The following is a 12,674-nucleotide window of genomic DNA, read 5'->3' as shown; positions in this document are numbered from 1 at the left end:
ATGTCAAAAAAATCAAAAAAACCGGACAATCAGATTTGTGCCAATAAAAAGGCGCGTCATGAGTACTTTATTGAAGAGACATTTGAAGCAGGTCTGTCGCTGCAAGGCTGGGAAGTCAAAGCGATTCGTGCGGGCAAGATGACCATCACAGAAGCGTACGTTATCTTTCGCAACAACGAAGCATTCTTGTTTGGCGCGCATATTCAGCCGTTGTTATCCAGCTCAACGCATGTCAGCCCTGACAGCATCCGTACTCGTAAGTTGCTACTCAATCGCCGCGAAATTGAAAAGCTATTTGGTGCAGTCAATCAAAAAGGCTATGCCTGCGTGCCCTTGTCATGCTATTGGAAAAACTCACTGGTCAAATGCCAAATTGGCTTAGCCTTGGGTAAAAAACAGCACGACAAACGTAAAACCCTTAAAGACCGTGATTGGGAGCGTGATAAGCAGCGTGGTTTTAAACAGCATCTAGGGTAAAAGGTTATTGATTACAGTTCAAAAAATGAAACCCCGCTACAATCAACATATCTCAAAAGCAATACGGTACTGCTGATATCAATTTTTGCAGCCTCTGTCTGCGCACACGCAGTAAGCAAGAAAATTGATATTATTTTTCACCGACTATATAACAAAAAGAACGATTCAACTTAATAGTGAATCGTTCTTTTTTATTTGGCAAACCTGTTTTATAGCCATGCTTTAATTGATAACCGTATTTTAAACCGCTTCCGCCATTTTTGTGAGTTGTATGTCTCTATGAGCTTGTCGGAACTGATGGACGCCGTGGACAATCAAACAAACAATACCAAGCCAGATCAATCCATAACTATAAATCATGGCCGACTCAAAAGGATTGCCCAATACTGTTATGGCCAAAATAAACAACAGTGCCGGCTCTAAATAGCTCATCATGCCATAAACATTGACTGGTAACATTTGGCTGGCATCAATATTGGTTTTCATCGCCAACACACTGAGCACACCTAAACCTATTAGCATCGCAATAAAGAAACCTGACCCTGTCACCAGCGTTAAGCTACTTGGCTCAAAGAAAAACAAATAGGCCAAAGCAAAGGGGGCAAAAATAGTCAAATCAACCAACAGCCCAGTGATGGCACCGATACCTTGCATGCGGCGCAAAATATAATAAATAGGATACGTACCGCACACCCATAGCGTTGCCCAAGACACGCTTTGCGTACGTACAATCTCACTGCCCACGCCCAATACCGCCAGCGCCACGGCCAGCCACTGCAAGCGGCTCAATTTTTCGCCAAACAAAATACAGCCAAATATCACCATCATTAATGGGAATAAAAAATACCCCATCGCCGTTTGGACGCCTTGACCATTCACGGGTGCCCATACAAATAGCCAAAGCTGACTGAGAAATATCGGTGTGGGTAACAGCAGCCAAGCCCATTGCTTTACGGTGCGTAACGCTTTGAGTTTATTGATGTGTAGACCAAAGCTGCCACTCACCCATAAATACCCAATCAGCACCGCCCACATCGCAAGCATTCGCCAGATGAATACTTGCGTGCCTGATAACGGCGCTAAAAAACTGCTATAAGCGTAAAGTACGCCAAACAACACATTGGATAGCACTGCCAGTATCACGCCCACTATCAAGGTGCGTTGCTGAATGCTACCTGCTGTCCAAATGGCTGGCAAAGGCACACGCGAGATAGCGGTTGCTAACGTATTGGCAAACACATTGGATAGCATTGAGGCAGACATATAAGCACCATAAGTTTGAGTACAGGTAAAAAAGCTGGCTATTATTTTGATAGATCAGCATTGGTTGTTAACGTCTATTTTACTGACGCTTCAAGATAAAATTTCTCTATATATTATTAGTAATGAGAAAAATTATTATATTTTTACTGAAATATGAATTATTTATCATCTTTTGATTTATAGTGACAAATTATAATGATATGGAAATTTGCAACCCTACCGTGTTGGGAGAAACACAATGAGTGACAATTTGGACGCAATTGATAAAGCGATTTTAAATCTGCTACAAGATGATGCGACGCTGCCATTAAAAACAGTGGCAGAACGGGTTCATGTGTCTGTTGCCACGGCGCAACGCCGTATCCAATTACTGACCAGTAATGGTGTCATTACCAAGCAAGCGGCTATCGTTGATCCAAACAAGGTTGGCTACGGACTGACGGCTGTCGTGATGATAGAGATGGCGCGCTCCAATAACTCTATGCAGCATCGATTTGAGCGCTTGATGCATGCACAGCCACAAGTCATGAGCTGCTATGAGGTGTCTGGTGATGCCGATTTTATGCTGATGGTAAACGCCAGAAATATGAATGACTACCACCAGTTTACGCGCGGCCTACTAACCTATGAAAATAATGTGCGTCACTTTACCAGTCAGTTTGTGATGAACTTTACCAAGAGCGGCACAAAAATCTTGCTCGATTAGAAATACGTCTGTGACCATAAAAGATAATGGGTCTTCACTGTCAATTATGAGTAGATAAATCCCAATCAAACAGGGTACGATGTGAACGAAAGTTTGATAATAAAACGACATTAGTGATTTATATTTACTCGTCATCATCAATCAGCATTATTTACAAGATAATATCGGTATAGATAAGGAAATCCTATTATGAGACAGTACAAAGACCTCTCCTTTAATAAACAGCAAAAAACAGATAGCAGCAAACACAAAAAGACGTTGCAAGCACGGTTGACTGTAAAAACCGTCGTGATAGGCGCAGCATTCAGCGCATTACTTGCCAGCTCAGGCTGTGCTACCAGCTCATTGCTAGAGAGCAATAGTCGAGTCAGCACTCAAACGACAAAAGCTGTTTTGTCCGAAGATCAAATTGTCGCCTTTGGTCGCCCTGCTCAAGCCCTACCAAAAATGCCCAATGCAACGATGGTCATCGTGGGCGAAAAAAACAGCTATGTGTTGACCCAAGGTGGTACTGAGATGGTCAGCTTATTGAGCAACTTGACGCCAAAGAACATTCAAGTGGATAATGACATGAGCTTTAATGTGCCCAATAATGACGGTTACTTTCAAGGAGAAATGAAGCTGTCTTACGCCAAACTAAAGGATGAGTTTAAGCGTTCAGATTATCAGTTCTTTTTGCAAAACAACGGCCGTGACTGCACCTCTGCCAGCGATCAACGCATTGATGCGCAGCGCTTTTGTTTTAGCGTTCCTGTCAAAGGTGCTATTTATCCGCAGGTCAGTAATTTGAGCATGATTCAATCAAATTATCGCGCTTTGAGCAAACCTTATACGGTCAGCTTTTATACCCAAACGAAGCAAGCCCAGAGCAACCGCAGTGGCACCAATGCGGCACAAAAACTGGTCTTACTGCCTTTTGCGCTCGCCTTTGACGTGGTTACTTTCCCCTTTCAATTGTTAGACAATTAACAGGATTTTTGTCCAATTCAGGGCTTGTATGTATGTGTGGCACGTTATGAAGACACCTCGATAAGTGCTTATAGCGTGCCCCACTGGCAGGTCAAAATAGCTTTTCGACGACGGATTTTGGGTAGCTTTGTTTGGCCGTCTCAGCGGCTCGAAACAAAATGTCGTCTGCTTCGACAGGCCCTGCAATGTCACACAGACAGACATAAACCAGCTGAATCACATTATTCAACAAATACTCATCATCAGGCACAGGTGGTTGATTGCCCTCCAAAAACTGACCCATATGAATAACATGCCCTTTAAAGGTGCGTTCCTGCGAGACAGCTTGGTGCACAGCCTGAAACAGACTGCGACTTTCTGATGCATTCAATTGTTTGCTGAGGCTCTCCATCACCGTATAAAACGCGCCCACCACTTCAGATGCGGGTATTTTTTCGCTTATTTCTTTACTACGGCTGTCAGCTGTTTGCTGATTGTCTGCCTGCATCGTGTCCCAAAAGCCTTTACGAATATCAGACTTGTGATCTTGTAGCTCAGGATAGCGCCTCGTCGCATCCAATACGCATTGCTGCATCATTTTTACAGAGACTGTCGAGTACTGTTGCCACTGGCGAGTGAGCAGACGCACCTCTTCGGGGTTCAGATATTTTGCCAATACCTCTGCCATTGCGGACACGGTTTGGTCTACTGATTGAGTATCCATATTCATCCGTTTGCTCCTATAAATGACGCTCGGTGAGAGTTTTGGTATCAAACATTTGCTTTTGAAACTCAGGATAACCCAGCTCAGCATGCTCAGTATAATCAAGGCCACGCTGCTCATGTAAACGGCTTGCCTTTAGTCCAAAGCTCATGTCAATCAGCTTATACATTACCAAACCCAATCCCAATCCCCAAGCAAGCGCCACGCCCACGCCTAGCGCTTGTACGCCTAGCCGTGATAGATTGAATAAATCTCCTGTATAAAACAATCCTGCTGCCAGCGTTCCCCATGCACCGCCAAAGCCATGCACTGCCACCGCTGATACCACGTCGTCTATTTTGAGCTTTAATAAGGCTTGCGTTGATAAGACATAAACGATGGAGGCCACTGCTCCAATGACGATGGCAAAGATAGGTGCGGTTGTGGCACAGCCTGCGGTGATCGATACCAAACCGATCAAGCTGGCATTAACGCTGTCGCTCAGCAAAATCGCTTTGTTAAGCGTTCTCGATATCAGCATATAACTGACGACCGCACTCACTGCCGCAATGAAGGTATTGACGGCGATCAGACCGATGTTCCCAGTGATAGATAAGGTCGAGCCCGCATTAAACCCGAACCAACCAAACCATAAGATAAAGCCGCCAAGCGCCAATAAAGTCATGTTGTGACCTGCAATCAGTCTTGGCGAGCCATCCGGTGCAAATCGACCAAGCCTTGGGCCTATGATCAAGATACCTGCCAATGCTAGCCAGCCACCGACAGAGTGCACCACGGTAGATCCGGCAAAATCGATAAAACCAAGCTCAGCTAACCAACCAGTGCCGCCAAAATACCCACCCCACACCCAACTGGCAAACACAGGATAGATAAACAAACAAATCAAACAGGCGGCAATTGCATAGCCGATAAATGAGACGCGCTCTGCCATCGCGCCACTCGCAATCGTCACCGCTGTCGCTGCAAACATCATCTGAAAAAACATCACTGCCCAATCCATATTGGACAGATCGACTGGCATAAAATGATCGGTACCGACAAATCCAGAGTTATTGGTACCCATCATGAGCCCAAACCCCACCAAATAAAAGGCCAGACCACCGATACACATGTCAGTGTAGTTTTTCATCATGACGTTGACTGCATTCTTTGCACGTACAGATCCACTCTCGAGCAAAGCAAAACCTGCCTGCATAAAGAACACCAAAACTCCGCCCCAAATAATCCAAGCAATGTTTTGATACTCAAGCAGTTGCGCCACGGTCAGTGTGTCTGCTGTAGCAGCGTGTGCGCTACCCATCGTCCCTAATAGCAACGTATTTAACAGTAATAAAAGGCGCAGCAGTGATTTTGGTAATATATTGATCACGTTTAGCCCAAAAGTATTCAACGCAACAGCATTCAGCCCAACAAATGATGGTTTCATCTTCTCTCCAAACATTTATCTATCCCCAAAAATTTTATTGATGCACTGTTTTTACGCATGAATGCACACCAATAAGCCCTACTGGGGTTGGAGCAAAACCTATGCCAAAATCTATTTGCTTGTATCAAAAAACACGTTTATTTTTATAAAAATGAACAGTTGTCATTTAATTTACTAAAATGACTTTATTACTATTTGCATTGGCGAGCGAACCGCTTTGTACGTGTAGTTTCTCTTACGCTATCAATAACTTATCCCTACCTGAGTCGATTTCATGTTAAAATGAGCGTTTTTAAATTAGCCACCCAATCCAGCATTAACATATTCGTTAATAGCGGCTATATTTTTAGTACATTTTTTCTACTCAACAGGTCCGCCCATGTCTGCCGATACCATTGCCCGCACCGCCTTTAAACAAGGCACCAAACCACTTTATGATTACGACAAACATTGGGCGAGCTGCTACGAGCCTGCGCCTTACCTGCCAATGAGCCGCAAAGAGATGGACGATTTGGGCTGGGACGCTTGTGATGTCATCATCATCTCAGGGGATGCTTATGTTGATCATCCAAGCTTCGGTATGGCGATTATTGGTCGCTTGCTTGAGTCACAAGGCTTTCGCGTTGGTATCATTGCTCAGCCCGATTGGAAGAGTAAAGATGCCTTTATGGAACTTGGCAAGCCGGTCTATGCTTATGGCGTGACCGCTGGCAACATGGACAGCATGATCAACCGCTATACCGCTGATCGTAAAATCCGTAGCGATGATGCTTATTCTCCTGGCAACGTCGCCAACAAACGCCCTGACCGTGCGGCGATTGTCTATAGTCAACGCTGCCGTGAAGCCTATCCTGATGTGCCGATCATCTTAGGCGGTATTGAGGGTAGCTTACGCCGTATTGCGCATTATGATTATTGGTCAGACAAAGTCCGCCGTAGTATCTTGCTAGATGCGCGTGCGGATGTCTTACTCTATGGTAATGCTGAGCGCGCCATCGTCGATGTGGTACATGGTCTGTCGAAAGGCTATAGCTTCGAGCAAATGAGCAAATTGCGCGGCACCTCTTACCTGTTGACTCCGACTCGTCGTCATTGGCAAGCGGATATGACTGAGGTCGCGAGTAACGATGTCGATACCGTTGGCCGTGTCGATCCTATCATCAACCCGTATGTCATGACCGAAGATGTTGACAGCTGCTCAATTGAGCAGAACAAACCATCGGACTCGCCTGTCGGGAAAGCCATGCCGTCATCCATGTCATCACAGTATCAGGGTTTTGTCGCTGAGCCAGTCACAGATAAAGTCATCAACGCCGACCAAGTAGACACCGACACGCAAGTGGTACAGATGCGCGGCTTTGATAAGCCTATGACCGCCCGTAAGCACAAAATCAAAATGCCGCCACGTGAGCAAACGGTGATTCGTCTACCTGACTATGAGCACGTCAAATCTGACCCTGTACTCTACGCTCATGCCAACCGTATTTTGCATTTAGAGACCAATCCGGGTAACGCTCGCGCGCTCGTACAGCGTCATAGCAGCGGTGCGGGTAACTCGCATACGTCTATCGATGTCTGGCTGAACCCGCCACCGATTCCACTCTCGACAGAAGAGATGGACTATGTGTTTGACTTGCCATATGCCCGCCTGCCGCACCCAAGCTATGGCGATGCGCGTATCCCTGCTTATGACATGATTAAATTTTCGGTCAATATCATGCGCGGTTGTTTTGGCGGTTGTACGTTCTGCTCGATCACCGAGCATGAAGGGCGCATTATCCAAAACCGTTCAGAAGAATCAATCTTGCGCGAAGTCGAAGCGATTCGTGATACCGCACCAAACTACACTGGCGTGATCTCTGATCTTGGTGGCCCAACGGCCAATATGTATCGTCTGAGCTGTAAAGACGAGACGATTGAAAAGAACTGCCGTAAGCCGTCTTGTGTCTATCCTGATGTCTGCGAAAATTTGCTGACCGATCACAGTAATTTAACCAAGCTGTATCGCAAAGCTCGTGATATCAAAGGCGTGAAAAAAATCCTTATCGCGTCAGGTTTGCGTTATGATTTGGCGGTAAAAGATCCTGAATACGTCAAAGAATTGGTCAGCCATCATGTCGGCGGTTATCTCAAGATTGCCCCTGAGCACTCTGAAGAAGGCGTGCTATCGAAGATGATGAAGCCGGGCATGGGCAGCTACGATCAATTCAAAGCCATGTTTGAGCAGTACAGTCAGGAAGCGGGCAAAGAGCAATATCTGATTCCTTACTTCATCGCCGCCCACCCGGGTACGAAAGATGAAGACATGATGAACCTTGCGCTGTGGCTAAAAAGTCATGGCTATCGCGCTGACCAAGTACAGGCGTTTTATCCAAGCCCGATGGCGACTGCGACCACCATGTATCACACGCACAAAGACCCACTACATAAGATCAGCCGTAGTGAAGGTGACATGGATATTGTCAAATCTGGCAAGCAGCGCAAACTGCACAAAGCGTTCCTGCGCTATCATGATCCAAAAAACTGGGTACTATTGCGTAAAGCGCTGCAAGACATGGGCCGTAGTGACTTGATTGGTAAAAACCGTGGCTGCTTGATTCCGCCATTCAATGCAAGCTTAGAAGGTCGCGATGCCGCGCAAGACAGCTATCAATCTGCGCGCAAAAAGAACAGTCGTCTTGGTAATGACTCAGTGAAGCGTAGCCATACTTCTTCAAACAACTCAAATGCTGGCAAAAACACTACCAGCAAGAACCCCAAGAAGCGAGTGAGCAAAGGCAACTTCCAGACCCAGCATACCGGTTTACCACCGCGTAAAACCAAATAGGTCAATTGGCTGAATAAAAAGCGCGTATCGACCATGAAGTTGATACGCGCTTTTTTATACCAGTCAGTTTTTCTTCTAAAAATTGAGAACTCACCTGTGACGTTATTCCAAATTTATCTGAAAAAAGCGTTACATTAGTCAATGGTCGAGTAACGAAGCAAACATGTAACAAACAATTTCTAACACTCTCCAAGAAAACTTTTGGTTACCATAAGCGCTATATGCTTAACGCATTATTAAATAGAAATGTACGATAATTCTGATATTTTTGGAGAACCCGATGAAGACTTTAACCAAAATTGTAACTGCCCTACCTGCCCTTGCCTTACTAAGTGCGTGTGCGACCACCGCTCCAACGACGCCAAATGCATCAGACACCCCAGTGAAAGACAGTATGCCAGATGCCGCTTATGACCGTATGGCAGCAGCCCCTTATACCTGTACTGATAACAGCAAAATCATGGCAAAACAGTCTATTAATAAAAACCAAGCCATGATTAACGCCACCTTGCCAAAAGTAAAATGGACAGAGCAAAAAATTGTCTTGAACGGCGGTGTACAAGGTGATACTGCAAGCTATGTCAATGACTCAAACCCAGAAGCTACTTATGCATGGCACATGAAAGGCGACAAAGGCATTTTCGCTATCAAATGGGCTAACGGCAAAGAATACCAAGTCAACTGCCAAATCTAATCTTATAGAATATTTAAAGATTGGTTTTTAAAAAGCCATCACTAAAAACAGTCATCATCAGATGGCTGTTTTTTTATGCGTGCATGTTAGGCTCATCATGACAAAAATCATGACCGTAAATCCGCAGTCTCATAAATAGTTTCATTAAAGTGAATCGTTTGGCGCTTTTATCTAGAGAAGCGCTGGGAAACCTGTCAAAATAGCGAGTATAGACCCCACTACTACTGTGGTTGTCATCAATAATAAAGAGGATACGTCGATGGCTAAGCGCCTCACAAGCATGATCATCATTGCAGCGGCTAGTATGTGGGCGCTGACTGGATGCGACCAAGGTGCTAAAACCGTTAGTCAATCCTCCGAGGCAGCAGAAACCACCGTAGAGACGTCGGCCGTGACTGCCCATACTATTGATTGGTCGCTAGTCGATAGTGGCGAAACGCCTGCCAATCTCGCAAGCTATCAGTATCCGTTTGCGCTCGATAGCCAAAACGTTCTTGATTATGCCGATTACTTCGATGTAGATACCGCTACCGCTCAGCATAATCTGACCATCAGTATGGCAAGCAATGAAGCACTGTCTAAGGTGTTGGATCAGTTGAGTGAGCAATATGTCTCACATGAGCTGACCGATGGTAACGAGATGACACTGGTCATTCATACCACGCCTGATGTCGCTGCTAGCAGTTATGATTATGTGCTGTCTGATGACTTTGCCAAAGGGTTGGTATTACCTATTGTGATCAAACCAGATGGCAAAAAAGGTGATGCAAAGGCGCATGGGGAGATGGCGGAGTAGCAATATGTATTTATTACGCATCATCTAATCGCTTGATTATAATAAAGCGCGAATCAGCATATAACTACCCATACCGAACATCATAACGTTTTCGGTTAAAGAGATCGCGCCCAGTGGTACATTACTATCGCCGCCCACGCAGGCACATTTTAGCTCGCGCTTATCGATATAGACCGCTTTAATCACCGATACCCCGCCAATTAAGCCGATGATAAAAGCAACCAAACCCGCAATCGGATTGAGCCAAGGCTGATCGGCAAACATAGCAATACCTGCAAACGCTTCTAAAAACGGATATACATAGGCGTAGCGTACCATGCGGCGTGCGAGTAAATCATATCCCAAAAACCCCGTGGTAAACCCTTCTAAATCCTCAAGCTTTTTAATCGCCAATACACACATAGACAGCGCGACAAACCACATGAGCGCTTGTATCGACAAGACACTAATGGCAAACGCCCAGCATAACGCCAGCGTCATCAGCGCGGTAACAGCAAATATCGCAATAATGGGCGCATACGTGGTGTCGTCGTCTGTCTCGGGTTCTTGATTGCCCAAAAATACTTGCAGATCATCATTGCCGCCAACGCGCTTGCCATCAATAAAGGTCTGCGGCGTGGTCTTGACCCCAAGCGTATCCTTGACCAATGTATTCTCATCTTGAGTGGTGATATGACGATCAATGATGTCATAGCCTGCGTGCTTGAGCGCATCGATTGATTTGAGGCCAAACGGACATAGGTGATCGGGCATCACCATACGAAAGATAATGGCAGACTGACTGCCTTCTTTGCCGATACGCTCACCTTGTAGGGTATCAATGAGATGCTGCACTTGCGGGCTGTGACTGTCGTCTATAGTGTCGGTATTAGATTTATTATTAGTATTGTCTGCCATAACGCGCTCCTTACGTTTTTCTTATTCGCTGCTTGATAATAGTTTTTCTTATGACTGTGACTATTATCTTATAAGCATCGGTAAGGGCAATCTGAATCAGTCTTGTTAACTTTGTTAGGTTTAATGATAAGTGGCGGGTTTTCGGAGGTAGTCTGGTGCTCAGACTATAGTTGCATACTGACTTTGCCAAAGGACTGGTACTACCTATTTTGTTCAGGTATATAACAATAAACATGAAATAAAAACTTATCGTAAGATGTTAGACTAATATTTATTTGAATAAATATTCAAAAAATCAATATTTCTGAAGGTTAAATAAATAAGGTATTAGATGTTTAAATCATATTATCAGCAGCATTCTTTGCTTAGCTCAGATGAAATTTACGAAGGTTTGTTAAGTTATGGAATGTTTAGCGACAATTTACCATCTTTCTTACAATCTGTTGATTTTTTTGCTTGGTGCAAAGTACAGAAGCAAGATACCTTTCAGAAAACAGAAACTACTCCCGTCTACTACGAAAGTATAAGAAATATAAATATACCAAGGATTATTACCATTCCAAATCCTATCGCATATAGAAATCTATGTTTTAATTTGAAAAATAACTGGAATGATATTCTATTACACTTTCAAACCTATACAGGTAATCAAGATTGGAAAGTAAGTAGAATACACATAAGAAAAACTAAAGAAAATAAGAAGATCCTAGTCTTAGGAAAATATGACACACTAAAAGTCATAAACCGCCAGATAGATAAAGAACAACTATTCGACATGGGCTTTTCAGACTATAGAGAAGACGATGACCCATTATTGAAGTTCAAGATTGGAGCAAGATTTCAGGCTCATGCTGATATCTCCAACTGCTTTGGTAGTATCTATACTCATTCTTTGACCTGGGCAATTGCTGGTAAAGCAGATGCAAAAGTTAAAGCAAACCGTAAGAAAAAAAATTGGTATAACGATCTAGACTCACTTTTAATGAACACTAATAATGGCGAAACACACGGTATTTTAATAGGTGCACATGCATATAACTTAGTTTCTGAAATTATACTAGTAGTAATCGACTATCAACTAGCTGAAAAAGACTATAAATTTATAAGGCATATTGATGATTATATTTGTTTAACAGAGAGTTATGAAAAAGCAGAAAAATTTTTAGCTGACTTATCTAATGAATTGCGGAAATTCGGTCTAATTCTTAATGGTAAAAAAGTTTCTATAGAGGGCTTACCAGCGACAAGAAACTCAAGTTGGATTGTTGATATTTCCAATCATCCAGTAAGCTTAGTAGATTATCTGAATTATAATTTAATGGTTAATTATTTAGACTTCCTATTGAGTTTACTTAAGACAAACAACGATGACGCTACTATATTGAACTATGGTATAAAAGTTATAACTGGAAAACGTGCTTCTAATAATGCTGTTGAATACCTTATTGATACGGTGCATCATTTAGTTATGATTTATCCATACCTTGTAGGTTTACTTGAGAACCAGCTATTTGAAAGGTATAAAGTGAATGTTTCCACAATCAAAAATATATCTGTGAATCTTCTTCACTATGGTACTGAGCGCAATAGTTATGAGCTTGTAGCATACTCGATATATTTTTCATTAAAATATGACTTTGAATTCGACATAAACTCATCTCTACTGGAAAAAGTTGGTAATTTAGATGACTGCTTGACGTTGTTACTTGCATATTTGTATGACAAAAAGAAATATGGAACACGCAGCAAGGCTGTTAAACAGCATAAAATAATAGCTGAACACTTATATAACAATAATGAAGACGATTATTGGCTATATTACTATGAGGTACTGCCAGCTAATATTTTGAAAAATTATTGGAGTAAAATGAAAAAGGACAAAATTAGTTTCTTAAAGCAAGTCTTCAACAACTAGG

The 12,674-nt window shown here is 43.4% G+C and carries 11 protein-coding genes; 7 read left to right on the top strand and 4 right to left on the bottom strand.

Annotated features, from left to right (window positions below; translation table 11 throughout):
• Positions 1-477: an SsrA-binding protein SmpB gene (gene smpB, locus CZ794_RS13565; RefSeq protein ID WP_087042099.1), complete on the top strand. Its 477-nt coding sequence runs from the start codon at positions 1-3 to the stop codon at positions 475-477.
• 240 nt (positions 478-717) lie between these two features.
• On the opposite strand, the gene rarD is transcribed toward smpB, so the two are convergent.
• Positions 718-1,740, bottom strand: a complete 1,023-nt coding sequence (rarD, locus tag CZ794_RS13560; RefSeq protein WP_256958992.1) for an EamA family transporter RarD — start codon at positions 1,738-1,740, stop codon at positions 718-720.
• Between the two features lie 238 nt (positions 1,741-1,978).
• Here rarD and CZ794_RS13555 point away from each other — a divergent pair, with 238 nt between their 5' ends.
• Together CZ794_RS13555 and CZ794_RS13550 are read left to right on the top strand one after the other, a co-directional pair.
• Positions 1,979-2,446 carry an Lrp/AsnC family transcriptional regulator gene (locus CZ794_RS13555; protein ID WP_087042098.1) on the top strand — a complete coding sequence of 156 codons (468 nt, stop codon included), beginning with the start codon at positions 1,979-1,981 and terminating at the stop codon, positions 2,444-2,446.
• 189 nt (positions 2,447-2,635) lie between these two features.
• The gene (locus tag CZ794_RS13550; RefSeq protein WP_256958991.1) at positions 2,636-3,415 is read left to right on the top strand and encodes a hypothetical protein; all 780 of its coding nucleotides are present in this window, start codon (positions 2,636-2,638) and stop codon (positions 3,413-3,415) included.
• Positions 3,416-3,506: 91 nt separating this feature from the next.
• On the opposite strand, the gene CZ794_RS13545 is transcribed toward CZ794_RS13550, so the two are convergent.
• A complete protein-coding gene (locus CZ794_RS13545) occupies positions 3,507-4,124 on the bottom strand; it encodes a hypothetical protein (RefSeq protein ID WP_087042097.1) in 618 nt (205 codons plus the stop codon).
• Positions 4,125-4,134: 10 nt separating this feature from the next.
• A complete protein-coding gene (locus CZ794_RS13540) occupies positions 4,135-5,418 on the bottom strand; it encodes an ammonium transporter (protein WP_087042210.1) in 1,284 nt (427 codons plus the stop codon).
• A gap of 505 nt (positions 5,419-5,923) precedes the next feature.
• On the opposite strand from CZ794_RS13540, the gene CZ794_RS13535 reads away from it, so the two are divergent.
• The 3 genes from CZ794_RS13535 to CZ794_RS13525 all read left to right on the top strand — a co-directional run bounded on the left by CZ794_RS13535 (position 5,924) and on the right by CZ794_RS13525 (position 9,861).
• The gene (locus CZ794_RS13535; protein ID WP_087042096.1) at positions 5,924-8,371 is read left to right on the top strand and encodes a YgiQ family radical SAM protein; all 2,448 of its coding nucleotides are present in this window, start codon (positions 5,924-5,926) and stop codon (positions 8,369-8,371) included.
• Between the two features lie 280 nt (positions 8,372-8,651).
• A complete protein-coding gene (locus tag CZ794_RS13530) occupies positions 8,652-9,065 on the top strand; it encodes a hypothetical protein (RefSeq protein ID WP_087042095.1) in 414 nt (137 codons plus the stop codon).
• Positions 9,066-9,324: 259 nt separating this feature from the next.
• Positions 9,325-9,861 (top strand): hypothetical protein, encoded by a 537-nt coding sequence (locus CZ794_RS13525; RefSeq protein WP_087042094.1) that lies wholly within the window; start codon positions 9,325-9,327, stop codon positions 9,859-9,861.
• Between the two features lie 36 nt (positions 9,862-9,897).
• Here the strand turns inward: CZ794_RS13525 and CZ794_RS13520 are convergent, their stop codons facing one another.
• Complete coding sequence (locus CZ794_RS13520; protein ID WP_143515728.1) at positions 9,898-10,758, bottom strand: MauE/DoxX family redox-associated membrane protein; 861 nt, start codon at positions 10,756-10,758, stop codon at positions 9,898-9,900.
• Positions 10,759-11,089: 331 nt separating this feature from the next.
• On the opposite strand from CZ794_RS13520, the gene CZ794_RS13515 reads away from it, so the two are divergent.
• Positions 11,090-12,673 carry an RNA-directed DNA polymerase gene (locus CZ794_RS13515; RefSeq protein WP_087042093.1) on the top strand — a complete coding sequence of 528 codons (1,584 nt, stop codon included), beginning with the start codon at positions 11,090-11,092 and terminating at the stop codon, positions 12,671-12,673.
• The last annotated feature ends 1 nt before the right edge of the window (position 12,674 follow it).

Origin of the sequence: Psychrobacter sp. JB385 (assembly GCF_900163785.1) — a bacterium.
Classification (GTDB): Bacteria; Pseudomonadota; Gammaproteobacteria; order Pseudomonadales; family Moraxellaceae; genus Psychrobacter.
This window is presented reverse-complemented; position numbering and strand designations above follow the sequence as displayed.